The sequence below is a fragment of the Bacteroides galacturonicus genome (genome assembly GCF_003096855.1).
GTDB lineage: Bacteria > Bacillota > Clostridia > Lachnospirales > Lachnospiraceae > Lachnospira > Lachnospira rogosae.
This window is the reverse complement of record NZ_QEOA01000005.1, coordinates 186,450-210,897: the sequence shown is the minus strand read 5'-3', so window position 1 is coordinate 210,897 and position 24,448 is coordinate 186,450. Positions and strand designations below refer to the sequence as shown.

The window sequence follows — 24,448 nt, the reverse complement described above, 5'->3', positions numbered from 1 at the left end:
ATTACAGATAATAATTAAATACTATTATCTGTAATTAGGAATAAGTATATCAACAATGAAGGTAGTATCATTGTAGTTAATATCAATTGTGCCACCGTATTTATTAACATTATTCGTAACACTAATAAGACCTAATCCGTGCAAAGGATTAGCCTTAGAGCCAGAAGAAGGTTTGCTGGAGATAAAGCGACCTTCTCTTTTTTTGATTTTTTCGTGGTGATTATTTTCACAATGTATCGCCAGATATGTATCTGCCTGTTTAATAGCAAGATTAATATATCCGTTATCGAGTTTTGAAGCGGCAGTTATAGCATTATCTAATATATTTCCAAGCACTGTTATGAGAGTAAAGTCATTTATATAGATGTTGTTAAAATCTAACTGTGTATCAAAGGCTATTTTATTATCATCACATATGAGCTTTTTAGAGTTAAGAAGTGCTGATATGGTAGATGAAGCGGAAGATATAGTCTGAGTCTGGTTAAGTTCATCAGTTATCTTATGTATGTAATCGTGAATTTGTTTATTTTTACCATCAGCATACAAACTGTCAATAATAAGAAGGTGATTTTTCATATCGTGTCTTAATGTGTGGAGCTGTTGTAATTTATTGTCAATCTGAGAATTATATTCAGATTCCATAGCAGCTTTTTCAATTTGAATTTTATTCATAGCATTTTCTTCAAGAGTAATTGCAATTCTACTATAAGTAGTAAGACAAAATATGATTATTAGTGCGATTAATATAAAAAACATAGGAATAAGCATCTGTGAATTAAGTATTGTTGGTTCAGTGAGAATAGGTGCTATTGATAAAGTGATGATAGTTGCAATTGATATAAAATCATATAGAAATATGTAGGGTTTTGCTGTACTTAATGATTTGATTTTTTTAGTATTAAAATATATACAGGCAATGATATAAGAAATGATAATACCAGAAGTCGAATTATAATGTGTGTAAAGTTGATTTGAAGCAATTTGTAATAAATCTCTAAAAAATAATGCATGCAGTAATATAATTATAAATGTAGAAATATAATCATACATAAAATATTTAATGGCAGTAATGAGGCGTTTGATAAGTGCTCCGTTGCAGCTTACTAAAATATAGGCAAGTATAATAATATTTAATATATATACGAACCAGTTAGGAAAAGTTATTATTGCATAGAATATTCTAAATGTTAAAAAAATAGGTCTGAGTATGTGTTTATAATATGATTTATAACCGTGATTTTTAATAAACAAATCGATAATTAGAAAATCAAAGAAATTCTCAATAATATCAAAGAAAATGTCGTAGTAGTTCATAAATACCCCCAATTTACTCATAAAAACATTATACAAAATGTAAAAAATATGTCAAATTATACCAAATAGCACCGTTTAAATACCAAATAGCACATGTCTATTGCATTGGAAATATAGAAGTGATATGTTTGCTGAGAAAGGAGATGATAAAAATGAACTATATCAGTTTTTTTGTGCCAGTATCAGAAATTGAACAAATGAATATTAGTGGTGGAAGTTCAAAAGGAAAAGAAACCTATTGGAAAAATGTGTATGATGTATTGTTGAATTTATTTGGAATGAAATAAATTCATATATACACAAAGTGCAAAAAAATGAGGAAATATGTGTGAAGAAACAAAGTAAAGTACAAATTCTTATTATAACTATAATGATATTATTGTGCATATTATCAGTAACTTATACATTGATAATATATCATAAAGTTATTATTAGAGATGTGATTTTATTAATCATTTTTTTATTATTAATTATATTCTTATGCAGGAAGAATAATTAATAGAAATATTAATAGTAAGTATCAAATGTAATTTTATTATAAGGAGAAGAATATGTATAAAGGTTTAAATGAAATGAATATGGAAGAATTAATATGTACCGATGGTGGTGGAGTTGGATGGTTAGCTGTAGCAGGTGCTGTAGTGACAATAGGTACCTTGGTTTCGTGGGGATATGAAGTATATGAAGGCTGGAAAGATTATACTAGATAGTAAAAAATAAAAGGGATTAAGATTATGAAGTTTGAAGAGTTAAATGAAAATGAACTTTTTAGGATAAAAGGTGGGGAAGATAATTCGTTGTTTTATCAAATTGGCTGGTGGTTAGCTGAACGATTTAAGTATAGGGATAATATTGGTTCTTCTGGTGGTCACTTTTAGTTGATAGAGTGAATATATTTACAAATTTAATATTAGTTTAAAGAGGTTGTTGTATTAAAAACTTTATATATTGTGTTTGCAGGACCATTTGTTGAAGAAATAATATTTAGAAAGAACATATACACATTTATACAAAATATTGCAGGTGTTAAATGTGCGGTGGTATTCTCGGCATTAATATTTGCCCTTTACCACTGTGATATAGTGATTTTTTTGAATATGGAATTCAGTCAGATATTAGCAGAAATACCTTTATTTTTTATGGGGCTTGGATTGGCATATACGCAGGAAAAGACGGCAGATATAGTGTGTCCTGTGTTAGTTCATATGATAATAAATGTTATTTCGCTGAGCTGAGAATTCATCGAATTAATAGAAATAGATTAGACAGATAAGAAACAGATATAAACTAATATAAAGTTTATATCAGATAAAGGGGAGAAATTTTAATGAAATGTACTAATTGTGGAAGTCAGAAAATGGTTAAAATGGCGCTTATAGCTAACCAGATTTGGAAGGTAAAGGTTGCTGACGAGATTAAGAAAAATAAATATGATAAAAAATCAGAAAAAGGCATAGATGCATATTTATGTGAAGAATGTGGACATATAGACTTATGGTTACAGTCCTATGCACAAAAGAAATAGTTTTTTGAAAATTTAAGCTTGTTGAGAGAGTTCAAATAATTAAAAAGTACATAAAAATACTGAAAGGTGATAGAAAACAGAAAGATTAGGAGGGGAGAATATGAACAAGAAATATTTATTGAATTTTACATTTGTTATCACAATAATAATGCTTATCTACGCAGTGTTGTGCGTTATAGATGGAGTGTCACTATTAAATCCACTTTTGACTTATATTGTGGCATTTATAGTATATGCATTGCCAGTGACTTATATTTCAAGCAGACAGGCAGAATTAATTGGTATGACTTTTAAGAATGAAAGTGGTAAAGAAGAAAGTATTGAACAGATAATATGTGATAAGACCAGAAGAAAATCAGAAATTGAAAACAACGGTGAAAAGATTTATCTTAAAACTAACAGGTATTGCAGGTGGCTCACTAACAGAGTGATAGTGAAGGCAGAGGCTGAAAAAATATATTTGACAATTCCTAGGGAATACGGGAAGTACTTTAAGGAAATAGAGGCTGATAAAACGGAATTAAAAAGTAAAAAGTTCAGCAATATAAATACTATGCTTGTAGTCAGTGTATTAGCAGGTGCTGTATTAGGTGGAATAGCTGGGCTTGCAGGTGCAGCTTTCTATGGAACATTTAATGGATATATTGTGGGAATGAATTTATATCGTGCATATGCAGCATTTGCACTGGTGGGTGCGGCAATAGGACTATACACTCCGGTATAATTGAAATATTCCGAATTCTGTCAAAAAAATCCTATTTATGCAATTTTTTTTCGATAATGCTGCCGAATGAGCAGCATTATTGAGTATGATAAAATTATTTGATTATGCCTTAATCTGAAATTCAAGAATAACTTTATCGTATTTGTATGTTTTTTATATATAAATTTTATTTTAAAAATAAATATATATTAGTTATATATTTATTAGGATCACTATGCTGTGGTGGACCTTCAAGATACACTTCCCTGAAATCTCCAGTATGTGGAATTTTATTTATATCTGCGTATTGAAGCAGATGTGTTCTTGTATGGTCAATATTCTGATAAGAGCCATAATGGCAGGCAGCCAGAGCATTTTTCGAGGTCATAGTAACTATATCATCACCACAGCTGTTGCTATCAACTGTTGCACAGAAAAGTATATCAGATGGATTTTTGTAATTGAATTCTATAAAATACTGTGGCTTTGAAAAGTCAGTTTTATATTTGGTAATGGCTATCATAGCAGTATCTCTTAAAAAGTCAGTTTTTTCCTGAAGATTATCTGATACCTTTCTTCTTGCACAAACAGTTTGTGCTGGAACTGTAATCTGGGATATTTTAATATCAGAAGTAGCTATTCTTTCGTACAGGCTGTTAATATTGTCATTCAGCCGATCTCTAATTGCTTCAAGTCTGTGTACCAGTGAAATAAGGTCTGTTGAGCCTGCAAAATATTCGCGTATTTCAGGAAGTGCTAATCCATAGCTTTGAAACAGACGTATTATGCGTATTTTTGTAATGGTATCAATTGTATAATATCTATTACCATTAATACCATTTTTGACATCAGGAGCAACCAATCCACAGGTTTCATAATTAAGTATTATTTTTCTTGTTATTCCAAGTATTCTACTCACATCGCCTATTGAAAATAAATTATCATTCATATAATTATCTACTCCAATTCGATAAAAATTGACAAAACTATTGCATCGTACATCAGTGTACGGTGTAATATCATTATATAATAAATGTGAGATAAGCTCAAGAGCTGCTGATTGTGAAAATAAGGAGGTAGATGCATATGAGAAAAGTTAACGTGAGTAATAGCTTAAGAAAGTTGTTTAGTATCATTATGGTAAGTATATTTATAATAGCTGCTATGCCGGTAGATTATATTAGAGCCGATGAGCCTGTTCAAGATGGTTCTAAAAACAATCCATATATCGTTACAAGTTTTAAAGAGTTTAAAAATGGTATATTGAAACAAGGATATATAAAACTTGCTAATGATATAGATTTTTCTGAATACATATATATGGAGGTGGATAGTTCATATAGAGGTGGAATAGACCTTAATGGACATATATTGAATTTTGAGAAAAGATATAGCTATAATAGTTATGGAATAGGTTTAAGAAATGAATCCGGCACAGGTGGCGGTTTATTTGAGATAACAGATAGTAATCCATCTGCAGTTCATGAAGGTTATATTAATAGTGAAAATGAATCTTTGACTGGAGGTATTATAACTGGATTCAGGTATGATATGGATAGTTCTGCCGGAGGTGTAACGTGTTGTCTGTCTATTAATAATCTGAATTGTGTTTTGGAGGGAGTAACATTTTATGATAATACCACAGGCGGTGGCGGCTCGTGTATAGATAAGTTTGGAGAAAATGGAACATTAGAAATAAATAAATGTAAATTTTATGATAACAAATCAAATTACTGGGCTTCCTGTGTATGGGTTGGAACATCTCGTTCAGATAATAGAAATGACCAATGTCTGATAACTGATAGTGTATTTAAGGGCAATTATGGAAAATATACTAGTACGGTAGCAACGTCTTCTGAGAATTGTGTAATTAAAAATTGCCTTTTTGAAAATAATGAATGTGATTCAGGTGGAACGGTGAATGTTTCACATTATGGAACGCTTGAAGTGGTAGATACGGATATTACAGGTAATATATGTACAGCAGATGAAGAGGATGATAGTACTACAGCAGGAATTTGTATTGATGCTTGTGGAAAGCTTGTACTTAATGGAAAAGTAAACATTACAGGAAATACATACAATAATAAGGAAAATAATTTGATATTTTATCCTCACGGCATAAAGAGATTTTTGATTGTTCTAGGTGAGCAATTTGATGCGGCTTCAAAGGTAGGGCTCAAAGTAAGGAAGGATGCAATAAATTATGCATATGACGTTATTGAGAACATAGGCGAATTTAAAGAATGCTTTGTGTGTGACCATGAAAATGGTGAATTGTATGTTGAAGATGGTAAGCTGTATTTCAAAAAAAGGCATATCCACAAAAAAAATCTACATAAATCCAGGGTGGAAGCTACCTGTGTTATGCTAGGACATATTGAGTATTATACCTGTACCGGATGTGATAAGCGTTTAGATAAAGATGGACAAGAGATAACAGAAGATATAGAAATACCAGCACTAGGACACGATTTCACAGGTGAATGGACAGTAACTAAGCCAGCAGCCTGTACAGAGAGTGGGGTTAAGGCAAGAAAGTGCAGTCGCTGCAAGGAAACTGAGAAAGAGACAATTCCTGCTACTGGTCACACAGAAGCAGAGGATGCCGCAGTGGCAGCAACCTGTACTACTGCTGGAAAGACAGCAGGAATCCATTGCCTGGTATGTAATACAATAATTAAGGCACAGGAGGAGATTCCAGCCACCGGCCATAGCTTTGGTAAGTGGGAGAAGGTTAAAGCACCAACATGTATGGGTAGAGGAAGCGTAAAGCGTGTATGTGATATCTGCAGATATATAGAGATAAAGGATATAGCTGCAAACGGACACGTATGGAATACTGATTACACAGTAGACAAACAGCCAACCTGCACAGAAACAGGAAGCAAGTCAATCCATTGCAGAAACTGTAGAGAAGTAAAGGATGTTAAGGATATTGAGGCGTTAGGACACAATTTGGGAGACTGGATTATAGACAAGCCTGCAACTGTGGAAGCAGCAGGAAGCAGACATAAGGAATGTGAAACTTGTGGCGCGATTCTTGAAAAAGAAGAAATCAAAAAATTAGAGTTACCAGCATATAAGATTATAGATGGTGCTGAAAGCACATGGACACAGAATACCAATACAGATGGCAGCCTTGTAATCAGAGGAGACGGGGCAATTGCCAAGTTCAAAGAGGTAAGAGTTGATGGTGTAGTTATAGACGTAAAGAACTATACAGTAACAGAAGGTTCAACAATAATTACCTTGAAGACTGAGTATCTTAAAACCTTGCCAGCTGGAAAGCATACATTTGAAATTGCATGGACCGATGGCTCAGCAGCTACTTATTTCACCGTTGCTGGAAGCACAACCGAAGAAGATAATAAGCTGGAAGATAATAAAGTGGAAGATAATACTATCGATGATAAAAAGGCGGAAGATAACAATGTCGAAAACAGTCGGAGTGATGTAGATAGTAATGCATCCTTAAAGACAGGAGATACAACAGACATAAGACTTTGGTTGATACTGCTTATGTCAGCTTTAACAATAATGACAGGATTAACAGTAAAAAGTAAAAGAAACGATTGTGAATAAATCGAAATAGAACTTTATAATAGAACTTTATTATTCTCTTAAGCTAAGATGAATGTAATCCATGCATTTGTAATTATGCAAATGCATGGATTTTTTAGTTTGAAATGATTATAAATATTATAACACAAAACAAACAAATGGTCTGTAATATTTTACAGATTTAAAATAATTTTCACCAAGCAACGCAGAGCCTGTTGATAATGCAAATACACATTGAAACCAATAAAGTTTTATGTTAGAATAGACCCAATATAACAATAACAGTGCGAAGCCGCATATACAGGAGGTTTTAGATACAATGGAAGCATACAAGCAGGAATTTATAGATTTTATGGTTGAGAGTGATGTGTTAAAGTTTGGAGATTTCACATTAAAGAGTGGAAGAAAGTCCCCATTTTTTATGAATGCAGGTGCATATGTAACAGGTACACAGCTTATGCGTCTTGGCGAGTATTATGCTAAGGCAATTCACGAGACATATGGTGATGATTTTGATGTTCTTTTTGGGCCAGCATATAAGGGAATTCCAATCAGCGTAGTTACAGCCGTTGCTTATGCTAAGCTTTATGGTAAGGAAGTGCGTTATTGTTCAGACCGTAAGGAAGAGAAGGACCATGGTGCAGATAAGGGAAGTTTCCTTGGAAGCAAGTTAAAAGATGGCGACAGAGTTATTATGATAGAAGATGTTACAACATCAGGTAAGTCAATGGAAGAGACAGTTCCTAAGGTAAGAGGAGCGGCTGATGTTACAATTATCGGTCTTATGGTATCACTTAACCGTATGGAAGTAGGTCTTGGCGGCAAGGTGAGCGCGTTAGATGAGATTAAGGAAAGATATGGCTTTGAGACAAGTGCAATTGTTTCAATGGCAGACGTTGTAGAACATCTTTATAATAAAGAATGTGAAGGCAGAGTTGTCATTGACGATAAGTTAAAGGCAGCCATAGATACTTATTATGAACAGTATGGGGTGCGTAATTAATTAGTCAGTTTGGTTTATCAAGCCAGCAGGAATGGAGGATTGTTGTGGAAGAAAAATTATATAAAAAAATGAAGTCAGTTGGCGTATCAAATCTTGTGTTTGGAATTGTAACAATCGCTTTTGGTATTGGCGCTGGTGTTATGATGATAGTTAATGGAGCAAGACTTCTTGCACATAAATCAGATATATTATTTTAAATGTATATACTGCCTGATATATTATTGCAATGCTTTAACGGAGTGTTGCAATGGTATGTCAGGCATATTATATTGTGTGGAGAGAGATTATGAATAAGCAGAAGTTTCATAATGTTATGAAATGGATAATTTTTGTTATATATATGTGTCTGCTTATATACGTTGTATTCTTTGCTGAGTCAATGGGAAGGACATCGCAGACAAGACATATATACAATCTGGAACCTTTTAAAGAAATAAAAAGGTTCTGGAAATATATATTAGATAATGATTCACTTGGAAGAATAGCAAGACTTAATATTATAGGAAATGTTGTTGCGTTTATTCCTTTTGGAATATTTCTTCCAGTGCTATCTCACAGAAGAATTAAATTAATAGCAACAACTTTATATTCATTTAGTCTTTCTTTGGCAATAGAGCTTACACAGCTTATAACTATGGTTGGAAGCTGCGATGTAGATGATTTGATATTAAATTGTCTGGGAGGACTGACAGGATACATCATATATGCAGTCTGGTACAAAATTATTAGAAGAGAGGATTAAGCGTGAAATTATTTAATAAATACAAGTTTTCGGATAAAAGGCAGTCGCTTGGTGGAATAATATCTACCATAATGGGTCTGCTTGCATTGGCTTCCTTAATATATGGCGTGTATTTATCCTACAAAGCTGAAGGATATGCAGGTTTAAAGGTAGGAAGTCTTGGACTGTTAAGTCTGTTATTTTCAATAATAGGTTCAGTAATCGGGCTTCTTAGCTTTAAGGAGGATGATAAATTCTATACTTTATCAAAGGTGGGCTCACTGTTATGTGGAATACTCGCAGTATTTATGGCAGCGGTATTCCTTATGGGTATAGTGTAATTGCTAATATATTTTTGTGTAACAATAAAGAATAATATAATAGTTGTGCAGTATTAGAGATTAGTACATTTGTTGTGTGACAATGTAAAATAATAGGATTGTTATATATATAGTAATGGATATTAATATATATATATTTATTATAGAAATGGAGATTAATATGTTTGATGATAATATAGAAGAAAGATATTCGCTTGCAATAGAAAGAATATCAGAGATTAATAAAGATGATGAGCTGTCAGATTATGGTGCTGGCAGTTATGCTGATTATTTTAAAAATGTATCGGCGTTTATACTGCTTATGGATAAGCTCAAGAATGATATAGCTGGCAAAGCATTTGATAACGCTTCATTAGAGGAGCTTGGCGAATATAACAGGGCTTTATATAAAGATGTGACAGGAGAAGCCTATAATACAAGTTATGCTAATCCAAGAGTTAGTGTTAGGTGCTTTGGAGAGCAGTGCGGAAGATTATTCTCAATGGTATATATGGAAATCAGGGGTCTGATTGTATATATGTATGAGCGAAGATTAGCAGATGCAACAGCACTTATTGAGCTGTTTATTGAGCTTTACTGCATAGTTAAGGACTGTGCGGCTGATAATACAGAGGCTGATTATAAGCATCTTAAGGAAGCAGTCTACTGGTATGTAAGTGATTACAGTGATGACCATATTGAATACAGGATAAGGGAACTTATAGACCCATCACTGGATTTTGCTGTAAGAATTATTATGGACAGCGATTTGAATGATTTAAGATATCTGTACAGATATGGGGAATATATTACTGATAATGAAATTAAAATGGCACAGCATTTGAACTCATTATCTGAACAGCAGATAAAAGATATGGCGGCAACATTTACAGAAGGATACCGAAAGGGATTTATTCTTGGCAATAAGCCGTTAGAGAAGAAGCAGACTGTCAATATCAGATACTGCGTAGGCTTTGAAAGACTTGTAAGAGAAGAGATAAAGCAGTTTGAGGCAATGGGGCTTAAGCCTACTATATACAGGGCGGCAGTTAATTCAATTAACAAGCGTATGCATATTAAGATAGGATATTATGGCGCAAGTCCTAATAAACAGATGGAATTTGACCATAGATTTGATAATGCACTATATCTTGACGGAGATTTTGTTGAGAGAAAGCTTGGTGCATTAAAAAATGCGTATGAAAAGCATAAAGAACTTGCCGATGTACACGGCGGTCCTGCTGTTATGGAAGTATTTGGTGAGAAGCCATTTGAGCCAGATGATGCTAAAGAATGTTATCATCTTGATGATAAACAGCAGAAGCTTATAGTCAAATATAATAATGAATCAGGAGCTATAGTTAATTCATATATTAAAGGCGAGGAGAGAAGCTTTACTATAATAGCTTATCCATCACCAGAGGCAGGCGACAAGTTCACTGAGATTTTTGATGAGATTGTCAAGATAAATACTCTTGATTATGACAAGTACAAGGTTGTCCAGCAGAGAATTATAGATGTGCTTGATACAGCAGAGTATGTCAGGGTCAAAGGCTGTAACGGCAATGAAACGGATATGAAAGTATCTATAATGAAGGTTAATGATGGCAGTAAGCAGACAGTATTTGAGAACTGCCTTGCAGATGTTAATATACCGCTTGGTGAAGTATTTACATCGCCAGTCCTTAAGGGAACAGAGGGCGTGCTTAATGTAAGCAAGGTATATCTTAACGACATTAATTTCAAGAACCTTAAGGTGCATTTTAAAGATGGTTTTGTCACGGATTATATGTGTGATAATTATGAGGATGAGAAGCGTTGCAAGGATTTATTTAAAGAAAATGTCCTGTTTAACCACAATACACTTCCAATCGGTGAATTTGCAATAGGAACTAATACTACAGCATATGTGTCAGCGAACAGATATGATATTGTGTATCTACTTCCAATTCTTATTGTTGAGAAAATGGGACCACATTTTGCACTTGGTGATACGTGCTATTCAAGGTCAGAGGATGTTGCAGTGTTCAATCCTGATGGCAAGGAGATAATCTCAAGGGATAATGAGGTGTCTTTATTAAGAAAGAGTGAGCCTGACAAGGCATATTACAATTGTCATACAGATATTACAATTCCATATGATGAAATTGGAAGAATATCAGTTGTAGACTATTCAGGAAAAGAAACAAGCATAATAGAAAATGGAAGATTTGTGCTTTCAGGAACTGATATGCTTAACGAACCATTTGAAGATTAAAACAGACATTTGTTCAATAACACGGTTTATGTTAAATTCCTTGACGATATATCTAAAACAAAGTAAAATATTATAGGTATTGTATTATATTATCTGTTTAATTATCCAGATGGATGATTTATCAGATAATATGAAATGATAAGTGATTTAATATTATTTTAAGATGATAGTTGTATTTCTATCAGAATGGAGGAAGTTAAACATGGCTTTAGTAGGAATAGTTATGGGTAGTGATTCTGATATGCCTGTTATGGCAAAGGCAGCAGACATATTAGACAAGTTAGGTATCTCATATGAGATGACAATTATCTCTGCTCACAGAGAACCAGATGTATTCTTTGAATATGCGAAGACAGCAGAACAGAAAGGATTCAAGGTTATCATTGCAGGAGCAGGAATGGCAGCACATCTGCCAGGAATGTGTGCGGCAATATTCCCTATGCCAGTTATTGGTATTCCAATGCACACAACTTCTTTAGGTGGTAGAGATTCGTTATATTCAATAGTACAGATGCCAACAGGAATTCCTGTTGCAACAGTTGCTATTAATGGTGGTGCTAATGCAGGTATTCTTGCAGCTAAGATTCTTGCGACATCAGATGAACAGCTTCTTGAAAGGCTTAAGAATTATACTAAGGAATTAAAGGAAAGTGTTCAGGCTAAAGATGCAAGACTTCAGGAAGTAGGATACAAGAATTACGCAAAGTAATTAAAATATCAGATTGTCGTTAAATTATAAAATGGTGCTTATAAAGCATACATAGTTATTCGCAGATAAGCTGCGTAAGAATGGAGGATTACAATGGATTACAAGAATGCTGGTGTTGATATCGAAGCAGGTTACAAGTCAGTTGAATTAATGAAAGATGCGGTCAAGTCTACATTCAGACCAGAAGTGTTAGGTGGTATCGGTGGATTTTCAGGTGCATTTTCACTTGAGAAGATTAAGCAGATGGAAGACCCGGTTCTTCTTTCAGGAACAGATGGCTGTGGAACAAAGGTTAAGCTTGCTTTTATTATGGATAAGCACGATACAATCGGTATTGATGCAGTTGCAATGTGTGTTAATGATGTTGTATGTGCAGGTGGAGAACCTCTTTTCTTCCTTGACTATATTGCATGTGGAAAGAACTATCCAGAAAAGATTGCAACAATCGTAGGTGGTGTAGCAGAGGGCTGCCGTCAGTCAGAATGTGCACTTATCGGAGGTGAAACAGCAGAACACCCAGGACTTATGCCAGTAGATGAATATGATGTTGCTGGATTTGCTGTAGGTGTTGTTGATAGAAAAGACCTTATAACAGGTGAGAATATTAAGCCGGGCGATACACTTATCGGTATTGCTTCAAGTGGTGTTCATTCTAATGGATTTTCACTTGTAAGAAGTGTATTCACAATAACAGAAGAGTCACTTAATACATATTACGATTCACTTGGCAAGACACTTGGAGAGGCTTTACTTGCTCCAACTAAGATATATGTTAAGACTATGAAGTCTATTAAGAACGCAGGAGTTCGTGTTAAGGGATGCAGCCATATCACAGGTGGCGGTTTCTATGAGAACATTCCAAGAATGTTACCAGATGGTGTAAGAGCTGTTGTAAAGAAAGACAGCTATGAAGTTCCCCCAATCTTTAAGATGTTACAGACAGATGGCGAGATTGAAGAAGATATGATGTATAACACATTTAATATGGGTATTGGTCTTGTACTTGCAGTAGCCCCTGAGGACGTAGATACAACTATGGAAGCTATTAAAGCTGCTGGTGAGACACCTTATGTTATCGGTAATATTGAAGCAGGTGAGAAGGGAGTAACTTTATGCTAAGAATAGCTGTTATGGTATCTGGAGGTGGAACTAATCTTCAGGCTATAATTGATGGTGTAAAGGACAAGACAATTACTAATACACAGATTGCTGCTGTTATAAGTAATAATGCTAATGCTTATGCTCTTACAAGAGCTAAAGAGAACGGAATACCAGCTTATTGTGTATCACCTAAGGATTATGCTACAAGAGATGAATTTAATAAAGCACTTCTTGAAAAGGTTAATTCGCTTAATGTAGACCTTGTTGTGCTTGCGGGCTTCCTTGTTAAAATTCCAGAAGAAATGGTACACGAATACAGCCATAGAATTATTAATATCCACCCATCACTCATCCCATCTTTTTGCGGTGTAGGCTTTTACGGACTTCACGTTCACGAAGCTGTACTTGCCAAAGGTGTTAAGGTTACAGGTGCAACAGTGCATTATGTAGATGAAGGAATGGATACAGGAGAGATTATATTCCAGAAAGCTGTTGAAGTTAAAGATGGTGACACGCCAGAAATTCTTCAAAAGAGAGTTATGGAACAGGCAGAATGGAAGTTACTGCCTGCCGCTATTAACAAGATAGCTAATGAACATGATAACTAGAAAGACTAGATTATATTGGAGGAAGAACAGATGAAGGTTTTAGTTGTAGGCAGCGGTGGACGTGAGCACGCCATATGCTGGAAGATAAGCCAGAGCCCTAAGGTTGATAAGATATATTGTGCACCTGGTAATGCAGGTATTGCTGAGGTTGCGGAATGTGTTGATATTAAAGCTATGGAATTTGATAAGCTTGTTGCATTTGCTAAGGAAAATGCAATCGACCTTACTGTAATTGGTATGGATGATCCACTTGTTGGCGGTATTGTTGATGCATTTGAGGCAGAAGGTTTAAGGGTATTCGGACCTAGAAAGAATGCAGCTATACTTGAGGGTTCAAAGGCATTTTCTAAGGACCTTATGAAGAAATACAATATACCAACAGCAGCATATGAGACATTTACATCTGCTGATGAAGCTAAGAAGTATCTTGAAACAGCTAAGTATCCTATCGTTCTTAAGGCTGATGGTCTTGCACTTGGAAAGGGCGTTCTTATATGTGAAGACAAGCAGATGGCACTTGACGGTGTAGACGAGCTTATGCTTGACAAGAAGTTCGGTTCAGCAGGTAATACAATTGTAGTAGAAGAATTTATGACAGGACGTGAAGTTTCAGTTCTTTCATTTGTTGACGGTAATACGATAAAGATAATGTCTTCTGCACAGGATCATAAGAGAGCCAAGGACGGAGATCAGGGGCTTAATACAGGTGGTATGGGTAACTTCTCACCATCACCATTTTATACTAAGGAAGTTGATGATTTCTGCAAGGCACACATATATCAGGCAACAGTTGATGCGATGAAGGCAGAGGGAAGACCATTTAAGGGTGTTATATTCTTTGGACTTATGCTTACACCAGAAGGTCCTAAGGTACTTGAATATAATGCAAGATTTGGTGATCCTGAAGCACAGGTTGTTCTTCCAAGAATGGAGAATGATATAATTGATGTATTTGAAGCGTGCATAGACGGAACATTAGATAAGATAGATCTTAAGTTTACTGATAATGCGTGTGTATGCGTAGTTCTTGCATCAGACGGTTACCCACTTGAGTACAAGAAGGGCTTTGAGATAACAGGTATGGAGAATTTCAAGGGTAAAGATTCATACTTTTTATTCCACGCTGGTACTAAGTTCAACGAAGAAGGCAAGGTTGTTACTAATGGTGGACGAGTTCTTGGCGTAACAGCATTAGGTGAGGATTTAAAGAAAGCCCGTGCTAATGCTTATGAAGCGACAGAATGGGTTAATTTTGATAATAAATATATGCGTCACGATATAGGTAAAGCTATAGACGAAGCATAATTGTTAATTGAATGTGTTTAAGTAACTCCCGCCACATATAATGGTGGGAGTTATTGTGTAATAATTGTAATAATGGAGGACAATGGAATGAAGATTACATCTGTAAAAGGTACTAATGATTATCTTCCTAATGAAGTAGAGATAAGAGATTATCTCCAGAATGAAATATTAAAAGTATATGTAGAGAATGGTTTTGAACATATAACAACTCCGGTTATTGAAGATATTGAAAATCTTGATAAGAGTGATGGTGGAGAAAACCTTAATCTTATATTTAAGATTATGAAGAGAGGCGACAAGCTTGACAAGGCACTTGCAAGCGGAGTTACTTCACAGAATGAAAATGTTCTTGCAGATATGGGCTTAAGATATGACCTTACACTTCCTTTAAGCAGATATTTTGCTAATAATAAGGATAAGCTTACACTTCCAATGAAGTGTATACAGATGGACAGAGTGTACAGGGCAGAACGTCCACAGAAGGGCAGATTAAGAGAATTCGTACAGTGTGATATAGATATTATAGGTTCTGACTCAAGAGATTCAGAGGTTGAGCTTATACTTATAACAACTAAGGCACTTAAAGCTATAGGAATGAAGAACTTTAAGGTTAAAGTTAATGACAGACGACTTTTAAGAGCATTTCTTATGGACTGCGGATTTGAAGAAAGCCAGCTTGACAGTGTATGTATAACATTTGATAAGATGGATAAAGTTGGTCTTGAGGGCGTTAAGAAGGAACTTGAGGAGAAGGAATTCGCAGAAGCAGCTATAGCCAAGTTTACAGGATTTCTTGCAAATGTAAGCAATCCACAGGAGATTTCTTTAGAGTCAGTTAAAGATATTCTTGTAGATAAAGCACCAGCAGAAAGCCTCGAATATATTATGAAGTCAGTTAATGAGCTTTGTAATGGTGAGTTCGATGTTGTATTCGACCTTTCATTAGTAAGAGGACAGGGATACTACACAGGAACAGTATTTGAAGTTGAAAGCATTGACTTTAAGGGTGCTATTGCAGGTGGTGGAAGATATGATAACCTTATTGGCAAGTTCTTAGGACAGCAGGTAAGTGCAGTAGGATTTTCTATCGGATTTGAGAGAATATTCTCTATACTTATGGAACACGGAATTGACCTTCCTAATAAGGGCAATAAGATAGCAGTAATGTATGATGAGGGCGAGCTTACAGCAGCTTATAAGCTTGCAGAAAAGTACAGGGCAGAAGGCAAGATATGTTCGCTTTATGTTAAGCCAAAGAAGATGGGCAAGTTCTTAGGAAAGCTTGAAGAAAGAGGTTATGCAGGCTTTATTAATGTGAGTAATGATGACGGGATAAGTTATTTTGAGAACTAATAATTAAAATAGAACTTCGGGTAATCTATGAACAAACTGGATATAGATTACCCGAAGTTTTTACATACGTCTGTATAGAAAGAGTGTTACAGACGGCTGTGTCTGATGTAAAAAGTTTATCTGAAAGACTTAAATGCCTTACGCAGTTAGTTCCTTGCCTTGGCAAGTGCACTGTCTATAGCTGATAACAGCATAGTTGCTGTATATTTACTACCTGCATTGTAGGTGATATTATCTGTTGAGCCGTTGTTGATAACGGCGGTCTTTATCTCATCAAATGAAGAATTAAGCATAGGATACATAGTCTGCACGGACTCTGAAAGATTAACCATTTCGATATTGTTGATATTGTCGGAGTCAACTGTAACCTGAATATCTATAGGAGTACCATTAAGAAGTATTGAGGAAGTGTATACACCTGGTGAATATGTAGGACAAGATGTATTCTTTTTTACTGTGTCAGTGCTGGTGCTTATATTAACACCTGTACTTTTGGCAGCATCTGAACTGCTTCCGCCAAATATAAATATTGCCGCTAATATAATAAGAGCAGCAATTACGCATATCATAATTATCAGTTTCTTAAGTGGAATTACCACAATCCTGGTTGAACCGCTCATATATCCCCCTCATATAACACACATTTATTTTGATAAAATATATGAGCATTCATATATAAATAGAACTTATATATGGTATACTTAAATGAGTTTCATTGAATAAAAATGTGCACGGAAATGAGGATTATTATGTCATTACAACTTATACTTGGAGGATCGGGTGCTGGCAAGTCAACATATTTATATAGTTCAATAATAGAGGAGTCGATTAACAATCCAGACACAGATTATATAATTATCGTGCCAGAGCAGTACACTATGGCAACACAGAAGCGTGTAGTTGAGCTTCACCCACGAAAGGGAATTCTTAATATAGATGTCATAAGCTTTGAAAGGCTTGCTTATAGAGTATTTGAGGAGGTCGGGGCTTCTGACTATCCGGTTCTTGATGATACAGGAAAGAATCTTATAGTAAGAAGAATATTAGAACAGCACAAGAAAGAACTTCGATTCTTTAGTGGTAATATATCCAATACCGGATTTGTGGCTGAGATGAAATCAGTCATATCAGAGATGTTACAGTATGATATAACTGTTGATAAGATAGATGAAATTAATAAAACTGTTGATAATAACAGTCTGCTTGGAATGAAATTAAGTGACATTAATGTTGTTTATAGTGGATTTAGGAATTTTATAAAAGATAATTACATTACATCAGAGGAGATACTTGATCTTCTGTGCAGGAAAGTGCAGGAGTCAGAAAAGCTTAAAGACAGTGTGATAGCACTTGATGGTTTTACTGGCTTTACGCCTGTACAGTACAGGCTTATTGGTCTGCTTCTTGATATATGCACGGATATTAAGGTGGCACTGACTATAGATACAAGTGAGAAGGTTAATGTCAATGAGGGCATTGAGAACCTTTTCTATATGACTAAGGATACAGTGGCACATTTGTATAAGATATGTGATGAACAGCATATTAATATAGAAAATGCTGTGATGATTGATGATGATAATACATCACGTTTTAAGTCGTCAAAGGAGCTTGCATTTCTTGAAAAGAATATATTCAGGGCTGGAAGCAGGCATTATAATGGTGAAGTAAATGATATAGCTTTGTATGCAGGGACAACGCCGAAGGACGAATTGCAGTATATAACAGGAAAGATACTTGAGCTTACACGTCTGTCAGGTTACAGATACAGTGATATAGCGGTTGTTACAGGTGATATTGGTGTGTATGGAAAGCTTGCCGCTAATATATTTTCCCAGAATGAAATACCATTTTTCTTAGACCAGAAACGTCATATAACAGATAACTGCTTAGTGGAAATGATTACCGCAGTACTTGATATTATCGAGAAGAATTATGCCTATGACAGTATGTTCAGATATCTAAGAACAGGATTTACCCAACTTACAAGAGATGAGATAGATATTCTTGATAATTATTGTCTTGCGGTTGGCATAAAGGGCAGGAAGCAGTGGAACAATGAATGGATAAGAAAGTTCAGGACAGGAAGGGAAGATACAGACCTTGGACTTCTTAACAGATTAAGACGCGAAGTCATTACTCCAATAGATGTTCTTCACAAAGATATTAAGGAGGCAGATGGAAATGTAGATGCCATTACCAGGGCTTTATATGAATTCATAGCCGGACTTGATTGTGAAAGGAAGCTGTCATCTATAGATGTGGATAGTGAAGAATATGGACAGATATATAAGAAGATAATAGAACTATTAGATAAGATAGTTGAATTATTAGGCAGTGAGAAGGTTACATTAAAAGAATACAATCATATTATAGCATCTGGATTGGAGGAGATTAAGATAGGACTTATACCTCCGGCTAACGACTGCGTTGTAATAGGTGATATTGAGAGAACAAGACTTGATAATATAAAGGTAATGTTCTTTGCGGGCGTTAATGATGGGTATGTTCCAAAAAAAAGCGACAACAGAAGCGTTCTTTCAGAAACAGACAGGGACAGGCTTAAGGGTATGGACGTATCATTATCAATGTCAGTCAGGGAAAAAGCGTTTATTCAGAGATTTTATTTATACCTTATTATGACAAAGACATCAGAAAAGCTTTATATAACTTATGCACGCAATGGCATGGATATGAAAGCTGTTCTTCCTTCTTACATAATAAGAATGATTAAGAAAATGTTTCCGCTTGTTAAAGAGTACGCAAGAGAGGATACATTTGCAGAACACGCATATATACGAATTCCAAAAGCAGACATTGTATGGAGCGAGGGTAATCTTAATAAAGTGCTTGCAGAGGGAATTGCACTTGAATTATATGGAAGGGAGCTTACAGGAAGCGTAACATCATTTGAACAGTTCGCTTCGTGCCAGTTCGCATATTTCTGCCAGTATGGACTTGGGCTTAAAGAGAGGGAAGAATATCAGTTTGCGGTTAATGACTTTGGTACAATTCTTCACGCTGTAATTGAAGATGTGTCAAAAAATATAAAGCAGAACAATAAATCCTTCGTGCTTTTAAGTGATGAGGAAAGAAGCCAGATGGTATCAGAGAGTATCAATGCAATAGCTGAGAATTATGGCAATACGATACTTAAGGACTCAAGCCGTAATGAGTATCTTATACAGAGAATGAAGAATTACGCTGACAGGACACTGTGGGCAATTGGAAAGCAGCTTGCTGACGGAATATTCAGGCCAGATGCATTTGAGAAGGGATTTCTTACACAGATAGAAGAACTTCCGCACGATGTACTATTTTATATGAAGGGCAAGATAGACCGTATAGATGTGTGCGAGGATGACGAAAATTTATATGTCAAAGTCGTGGATTACAAGACAGGACAGTCAGATTTTAATCTTTTAAAGACATATTATGGCTTGAAAATCCAGCTCCTTACATATATGAGGGAAGCAATGATATATGAAAAGAAGAAATATGGTGACAAGAATATAATTCCAGCAGGGCTTTTATATTATAATATTCAGGACCCGATAGTTGAGGCGAAGAAAGATGATGACGAGGTCGAGGCACTTATAAGAAAAGAATTAAGAATGAAAGGCGTTGTTAATTCTAATAAGAATATTATAAGTATGATGGATTCAACAGAGGGTTCATCTGTTAATATTCCTGTCAGTTATAATAAATCTGGTGAGCTTGATATGCGATACAGCAGGGTTATGACAACTGATGAGTTCGATAAGCTTGGTGAATATGTTGATAAAGAAAATGTCAATAACGCAGGAAAGATACTTAATGGAAGCATTAATATCAATCCGTATATTAAGGGTAATGAGAACAGTTGTACTTATTGTCAGTATAACAGTGTGTGTGGATTTAGCACAGATATGCCGGGTACAAGTTATCGAAGACTTTCCAATTTAAGCAAAGAAGATATATGGAAATTAATAGATGAGAATAACAGCGGTGAAGCGTACAGCAGTAGTAAAGAGCATAATAGTACAGAAAAGTATAACGATAGTGAAGAATATAACAAAGAAACTGACAGTAATTCAGAGGTGTAATGATGGCAAAGAAATGGACTGATGAACAGCTTAAGGCAATAGATACTAAGAACAGGAATATACTTGTGTCAGCCGCCGCAGGTTCAGGAAAGACAGCGGTTCTTGTTGAACGAATTATCAATATGATTACAGGTGAGAACAGCACAGATATAGACAGACTTGTTGTTGTTACATTTACCAAGGCCGCCGCGGCAGAGATGAAAGCAAGAATAAGAAACAGGCTTGATGATATGCTTGACAATAATGAGGCAGATACCAATCTTTTAAAGCAGATTGCACTTATTAACAATGCACATATAACAACAATAGATAGTTTCTGTCTGTGGATAATAAAAAATCATTTTTCAGAGATTGAATTAGACCCCGGTTTCAGGGCGGCAGATAATGGAGAGATTACACTTCTTGAGAATGATGTAATGCAGGAGCTTCTTGAGGACTATTATACAGAGGCAGATGAGGATTTTATTAATCTTGTAGAGGCTTATGGAACAGGACGTAATGACCAGAATATAGAAGAACTTATTAAGAAAATATATAATCTTGCACGAAGCAATCCATGGCCTTCTGAATGGTATAAGGAAACGCTTGATATGTATGAAGCACCAGATAATTCTAACAACAGGGCGATAGCTGACCTGTATGAAAGCATTATCAATTCGCTGAGTGATTACTGCCGCAAATATGAATATATGATTGAACTTTGCCAGCACGTAGACGGTCCGGTGTCATATCTTGATGCAATCAATTCAGATTATATGAATATCAAAAGAATACTTGAAGCACCAGACTTTGATGACCTTTCGGTAAGAATAAGAAAGACGGTATTTGACAGATTAAGCAATAAGAAAATGCCTGATGCGAGGGAAGATTTAAAAGAATATGTCAAGAATGAAAGAAATAATTTCAAGAAATATATTAATTCCCTTATCAGTGGTGTGTTCACAGCAGATATTGATACATTAATTGAAGATGTGAAAGCTAATGCACCAATGATTGCTATGATGGTAAAGCTTTCTAATGATTTTGCACAAAGAATGTCAGAACAGAAAAAAGACCGTGGAATAATAGATTTTAATGATATGGAACATCTTGCACTTGATATTCTTGTAAAGAATAATGCTGGTATTATTGAGTATACCAGGACAGCAGATGAACTTGCAGAGAGCTTTGATGAGATATTAATAGACGAGTATCAGGATTCCAACCAGTTACAGGAAGAAATACTTACTGCTGTATCAAGGCAGAGAATGTCCGATTATTTCAATAATGTATATATGGTTGGAGATGTTAAGCAGAGTATATATAAGTTCAGACTTGCGTGTCCTGAGTTATTTATGAGCAAGTATGATAATTATTCATCGCAGAATGATAACTGCAAAGATACAGCACAGTATAATGACTGCGAAGATACATTATTTGGCGGTGGTGAGCAGAATATAAGTTCTTGTAAGATAGAATTACAGAAGAATTTCCGAAGCAGAAGTAATGTTCTTGATAGTACCAATGATGTGTTCTTCCGTGTTATGAATAAGAATTTCTGCGGCATACAGTATGATGATAGGCAGCAGCTTAACTGTGGGTTAGATTATCCAGCGTGTGAGGATAAAAGAAACTTCGGGCAGGACAGTGAGAAAAGCACAGATATTGTGCTTGTTGATATGTCAGGTGATGAGGACGGTGATGGAATAAGGGCAGAGGCAAGATATGCTGCATTAAGAATAAGAGAACTTATGTCAGAAGATAATGCTTATTACGTGTATGATGCTGACCTTGAAGATTACAGGAGAATAAAATATGGTGATATTGTTATTCTCACAAGAACGCTTACAGGCTGGGCAGATGTGCTTGTCAATGAACTGCTTGACTGCGGAGTGCCGGCTATGGCAGATACTGCACAGCAGTATTTTAAATTAAGGGAGATAAAGGTCCTTATAAGCCTGCTTACCTGCATAGACAATCCATTGCAGGATATACCTATGGCTTCTGTGCTTCTGTCATACTTTGGAGGTTTTACGGAAGATGAATTATGCAAGATAAGAATATCAGGAAAGAAATATTCACAGAAGTTTCTTATCAGGCAGATGGGGAGCATAGCAGAGAATGAGGACGAGGATTGCGATTATAAGAAATGCAGTGCATTTATTGATAAGCTTAATGCCTTAAGAGATAAATCCAGAATAATGACTATCTATGATTTGCTGTGGGAGATTGTATACAACACAGGTTATTATGATTACGCAGGAACTATGCCGGCAGGAGCTAAAAGACAATCTAATATAGATGTGCTTCTTGACAGGGCATCTTCATTTGAGGGAACAAGCTACAGCGGACTTTTTAATTTCTTAAGATATATAGAAAGATTGCAGAAATACGACATAGATATAACCGACTCACAGGGTATGGGAGATAACGGCGACTCTGTAAGGGTAATGAGCATACATAAGAGCAAAGGTCTTGAGTTTCCGGTTGTAATTGTAGCCGGACTTAACAAGCAGATTAATAAAATGGATGCAAGAAGCAGGATTGTTATTGATAAAGAGCTTGGCATAGGTGCTGATTATGTTAATCTTGACCGCAAGACCAAGACATCTACTATTATAAAAGGGGCGATTGCAAGAAAGATTGTAAGAGATGGAATATCCGAGGAAGAAAGAGTTCTGTATGTTGCAATGACACGAGCAAGGGAAAAGCTTATTATGATGGGAAATGTCACTGACACAGACAAGGCAATGACAGGCTGGAATTCAATTGCTGATGAGATTAGAATGTCTGGAATATATTCTTATGCTGACTGCGAGAAGATAGACAAGTTCGCAGATATGGTAATTCCAGTTGTGCTTACTGGAAAGGAATACAATAAAGGCGAATTCAACATAAAGCTTATTGGCGTGGAAGAAATTAATTCTTTATTGAACAAATCGGACATTGACCAGACCGGAAGCCAAGCAACAGATGAAAGTCAGGTAGGCGAAAAAACAGCCTATGGAACTTCGCCTTTAAAGGAGCTTCCGCCATATATTAAAGACCCTGATGCAGACAGAAAAGTAAAAGTAACTGTCAGTGAGTTAAAGAAAATGCAGAATGAAGCAGATTACGAGCAAAATGCTTTTGCGGCAGACAGTATCAAAAAGGCTGCGGGCATTATGGAGGCAGAAAGAATTAAAGAAGCGGCTGGCGGTGTTAAAGAAGCAGACGGCGGGGCAGAATCTGAAGCTGCAGACGAATATATTCCAACAGTTCCTAAGTTTATAAGCAGTGAAGAAAAAGAGCTTGTAAGTAATGAACGTGGAACGGCATACCACAGGGTTATGGAATGTCTGAATTATTCAAAAGCTGGAAGCACTGAGGATATAAAGAATGAAATTGACAGAATGGTAAGAGAAGAAAAGCTGTCATTAAAACAAGCTGAATGCATAAAGCTTAAGGATATAGATACATTTGCAGGATCATCAATAGGTGAAAGAATTAAGCGTGCATATGCTTACGGCGGGGTGAAAAGGGAACAGCCATTTGTATTTGAATATGACAGACAGCTTGTACAGGGGGTCATTGACCTGTATTTTATTGAGGACGGACAGCTTGTTATAGTTGATTATAAGACTGACCGGGTGTTAAGAGGCAGGGCAGGAGAGGACGAGCTTAGAAGAAGATATTCTATCCAGCTTGATTACTATGCTATGGCACTGTCACAGATAACAGGCTTAAAGGTTAAAGAAAAAGTAATATATTCCTTTGCACTGGGAAGAAGCTTAACTGTAGAGTAATTATCTGGAATAGGTAATAGAATAAACTGAGTAGTTTATAAAATAGTCCGGCACTAAGTAGTTGAATTAAATTGATGGATACTATATACTAGATTAGTTAAAGTGTAAAATGATTT

At 35.5% G+C, this 24,448-nt stretch carries 21 protein-coding genes and 1 pseudogene; 19 read left to right on the top strand and 3 right to left on the bottom strand.

Annotated elements, in window-relative coordinates; all coding sequences use genetic code 11:
* Positions 1-24: 24 nt before the first annotated feature.
* On the bottom strand, positions 25-672 hold the full coding sequence (locus C7390_RS13685; RefSeq protein WP_318295611.1) for a GHKL domain-containing protein: 648 nt from the start codon (positions 670-672) through the stop codon (positions 25-27).
* 794 nt (positions 673-1,466) lie between these two features.
* On the opposite strand from C7390_RS13685, the gene C7390_RS13680 reads away from it, so the two are divergent.
* From C7390_RS13680 to C7390_RS07735, 6 genes and pseudogenes are all read left to right on the top strand, one after another.
* A complete protein-coding gene (locus tag C7390_RS13680; RefSeq protein WP_318295610.1) occupies positions 1,467-1,601 on the top strand; it encodes a hypothetical protein in 135 nt (44 codons plus the stop codon).
* Between the two features lie 264 nt (positions 1,602-1,865).
* Positions 1,866-2,024 (top strand): hypothetical protein, encoded by a 159-nt coding sequence (locus C7390_RS13675; protein ID WP_318295609.1) that lies wholly within the window; start codon positions 1,866-1,868, stop codon positions 2,022-2,024.
* Positions 2,025-2,048: 24 nt separating this feature from the next.
* Positions 2,049-2,192 carry a bacteriocin gene (locus C7390_RS07750; RefSeq protein WP_116443905.1) on the top strand — a complete coding sequence of 48 codons (144 nt, stop codon included), beginning with the start codon at positions 2,049-2,051 and terminating at the stop codon, positions 2,190-2,192.
* Between the two features lie 63 nt (positions 2,193-2,255).
* Positions 2,256-2,549: pseudogene (locus C7390_RS13895) on the top strand (CPBP family intramembrane glutamic endopeptidase); the annotation flags it as partial.
* Between the two features lie 92 nt (positions 2,550-2,641).
* Positions 2,642-2,839 (top strand): hypothetical protein, encoded by a 198-nt coding sequence (locus tag C7390_RS07740; RefSeq protein ID WP_116443903.1) that lies wholly within the window; start codon positions 2,642-2,644, stop codon positions 2,837-2,839.
* A gap of 100 nt (positions 2,840-2,939) precedes the next feature.
* Complete coding sequence (locus C7390_RS07735; RefSeq protein ID WP_116443902.1) at positions 2,940-3,563, top strand: hypothetical protein; 624 nt, start codon at positions 2,940-2,942, stop codon at positions 3,561-3,563.
* A 166-nt stretch (positions 3,564-3,729) separates the two neighbouring features.
* Here the strand turns inward: C7390_RS07735 and C7390_RS07730 are convergent, their stop codons facing one another.
* Entirely contained in the window at positions 3,730-4,491 is a 762-nt protein-coding gene (locus tag C7390_RS07730; protein ID WP_116443901.1) for a MerR family transcriptional regulator, read from the bottom strand.
* Positions 4,492-4,628: 137 nt separating this feature from the next.
* Here C7390_RS07730 and C7390_RS07725 point away from each other — a divergent pair, with 137 nt between their 5' ends.
* From C7390_RS07725 to hisS, 11 genes are all read left to right on the top strand, one after another.
* Positions 4,629-7,127, top strand: coding sequence for a hypothetical protein (locus tag C7390_RS07725; protein WP_318295608.1), 2,499 nt, complete (start codon positions 4,629-4,631; stop codon positions 7,125-7,127).
* Positions 7,128-7,425: 298 nt separating this feature from the next.
* Positions 7,426-8,109 (top strand): orotate phosphoribosyltransferase, encoded by a 684-nt coding sequence (gene pyrE, locus C7390_RS07720; protein WP_022502335.1) that lies wholly within the window; start codon positions 7,426-7,428, stop codon positions 8,107-8,109.
* A gap of 44 nt (positions 8,110-8,153) precedes the next feature.
* Positions 8,154-8,306, top strand: coding sequence for a hypothetical protein (locus tag C7390_RS13670; protein WP_022502334.1), 153 nt, complete (start codon positions 8,154-8,156; stop codon positions 8,304-8,306).
* 89 nt (positions 8,307-8,395) lie between these two features.
* Positions 8,396-8,851, top strand: coding sequence for a VanZ family protein (locus C7390_RS07715; protein ID WP_070101494.1), 456 nt, complete (start codon positions 8,396-8,398; stop codon positions 8,849-8,851).
* Between the two features lie 2 nt (positions 8,852-8,853).
* Positions 8,854-9,171 carry a DUF6142 family protein gene (locus C7390_RS07710; RefSeq protein WP_022502332.1) on the top strand — a complete coding sequence of 106 codons (318 nt, stop codon included), beginning with the start codon at positions 8,854-8,856 and terminating at the stop codon, positions 9,169-9,171.
* 160 nt (positions 9,172-9,331) lie between these two features.
* Complete coding sequence (locus C7390_RS07705) at positions 9,332-11,407, top strand: aminopeptidase (RefSeq protein WP_022502331.1); 2,076 nt, start codon at positions 9,332-9,334, stop codon at positions 11,405-11,407.
* A 202-nt stretch (positions 11,408-11,609) separates the two neighbouring features.
* Positions 11,610-12,116 (top strand): 5-(carboxyamino)imidazole ribonucleotide mutase, encoded by a 507-nt coding sequence (purE, locus tag C7390_RS07700; protein WP_022502330.1) that lies wholly within the window; start codon positions 11,610-11,612, stop codon positions 12,114-12,116.
* Positions 12,117-12,209: 93 nt separating this feature from the next.
* Positions 12,210-13,235 (top strand): phosphoribosylformylglycinamidine cyclo-ligase, encoded by a 1,026-nt coding sequence (gene purM / locus C7390_RS07695; RefSeq protein WP_022502329.1) that lies wholly within the window; start codon positions 12,210-12,212, stop codon positions 13,233-13,235.
* A complete protein-coding gene (purN, locus tag C7390_RS07690) occupies positions 13,229-13,825 on the top strand; it encodes a phosphoribosylglycinamide formyltransferase (RefSeq protein WP_116443899.1) in 597 nt (198 codons plus the stop codon). The genes purM and purN overlap by 7 nt, the downstream gene beginning before the upstream one ends.
* Positions 13,826-13,855: 30 nt before the next feature.
* Positions 13,856-15,130, top strand: coding sequence for a phosphoribosylamine--glycine ligase (gene purD / locus C7390_RS07685; RefSeq protein ID WP_055176277.1), 1,275 nt, complete (start codon positions 13,856-13,858; stop codon positions 15,128-15,130).
* An 87-nt stretch (positions 15,131-15,217) separates the two neighbouring features.
* On the top strand, positions 15,218-16,483 hold the full coding sequence (gene hisS / locus C7390_RS07680) for a histidine--tRNA ligase (RefSeq protein WP_055176272.1): 1,266 nt from the start codon (positions 15,218-15,220) through the stop codon (positions 16,481-16,483).
* 146 nt (positions 16,484-16,629) lie between these two features.
* Here the strand turns inward: hisS and C7390_RS07675 are convergent, their stop codons facing one another.
* Positions 16,630-17,103: a hypothetical protein gene (locus tag C7390_RS07675; RefSeq protein ID WP_116443898.1), complete on the bottom strand. Its 474-nt coding sequence runs from the start codon at positions 17,101-17,103 to the stop codon at positions 16,630-16,632.
* A gap of 129 nt (positions 17,104-17,232) precedes the next feature.
* Between C7390_RS07675 and C7390_RS07670 the strand changes: the two genes are divergently transcribed.
* Entirely contained in the window at positions 17,233-20,568 is a 3,336-nt protein-coding gene (locus C7390_RS07670; RefSeq protein ID WP_318295607.1) for a PD-(D/E)XK nuclease family protein, read from the top strand.
* Positions 20,569-20,570: 2 nt separating this feature from the next.
* The gene (locus C7390_RS07665; protein ID WP_318295606.1) at positions 20,571-24,332 is read left to right on the top strand and encodes a UvrD-helicase domain-containing protein; all 3,762 of its coding nucleotides are present in this window, start codon (positions 20,571-20,573) and stop codon (positions 24,330-24,332) included.
* The last annotated feature ends 116 nt before the right edge of the window (positions 24,333-24,448 follow it).

Bases quoted from the DNA above. Each gene is read 5' to 3' on its own strand.
- C7390_RS13685 (WP_318295611.1), bottom strand. From the start codon at position 672: ATGAATAAAATTCAAATTGAAAAAGCTGCTATGGAATCTGAATATAAT.
- C7390_RS13680 (WP_318295610.1), top strand. From the start codon at position 1,467: ATGAACTATATCAGTTTTTTTGTGCCAGTATCAGAAATTGAACAAATG.
- C7390_RS13675 (WP_318295609.1), top strand. From the start codon at position 1,866: ATGTATAAAGGTTTAAATGAAATGAATATGGAAGAATTAATATGTACC.
- C7390_RS07750 (WP_116443905.1), top strand. From the start codon at position 2,049: ATGAAGTTTGAAGAGTTAAATGAAAATGAACTTTTTAGGATAAAAGGT.
- C7390_RS07740 (WP_116443903.1), top strand. From the start codon at position 2,642: ATGAAATGTACTAATTGTGGAAGTCAGAAAATGGTTAAAATGGCGCTT.
- C7390_RS07735 (WP_116443902.1), top strand. From the start codon at position 2,940: ATGAACAAGAAATATTTATTGAATTTTACATTTGTTATCACAATAATA.
- C7390_RS07730 (WP_116443901.1), bottom strand. From the start codon at position 4,491: ATGAATGATAATTTATTTTCAATAGGCGATGTGAGTAGAATACTTGGA.
- C7390_RS07725 (WP_318295608.1), top strand. From the start codon at position 4,629: ATGAGAAAAGTTAACGTGAGTAATAGCTTAAGAAAGTTGTTTAGTATC.
- pyrE (WP_022502335.1), top strand. From the start codon at position 7,426: ATGGAAGCATACAAGCAGGAATTTATAGATTTTATGGTTGAGAGTGAT.
- C7390_RS07715 (WP_070101494.1), top strand. From the start codon at position 8,396: ATGAATAAGCAGAAGTTTCATAATGTTATGAAATGGATAATTTTTGTT.
- C7390_RS07705 (WP_022502331.1), top strand. From the start codon at position 9,332: ATGTTTGATGATAATATAGAAGAAAGATATTCGCTTGCAATAGAAAGA.
- purE (WP_022502330.1), top strand. From the start codon at position 11,610: ATGGCTTTAGTAGGAATAGTTATGGGTAGTGATTCTGATATGCCTGTT.
- purM (WP_022502329.1), top strand. From the start codon at position 12,210: ATGGATTACAAGAATGCTGGTGTTGATATCGAAGCAGGTTACAAGTCA.
- purN (WP_116443899.1), top strand. From the start codon at position 13,229: ATGCTAAGAATAGCTGTTATGGTATCTGGAGGTGGAACTAATCTTCAG.
- purD (WP_055176277.1), top strand. From the start codon at position 13,856: ATGAAGGTTTTAGTTGTAGGCAGCGGTGGACGTGAGCACGCCATATGC.
- hisS (WP_055176272.1), top strand. From the start codon at position 15,218: ATGAAGATTACATCTGTAAAAGGTACTAATGATTATCTTCCTAATGAA.
- C7390_RS07675 (WP_116443898.1), bottom strand. From the start codon at position 17,103: ATGAGCGGTTCAACCAGGATTGTGGTAATTCCACTTAAGAAACTGATA.
- C7390_RS07670 (WP_318295607.1), top strand. From the start codon at position 17,233: ATGTCATTACAACTTATACTTGGAGGATCGGGTGCTGGCAAGTCAACA.
- C7390_RS07665 (WP_318295606.1), top strand. From the start codon at position 20,571: ATGGCAAAGAAATGGACTGATGAACAGCTTAAGGCAATAGATACTAAG.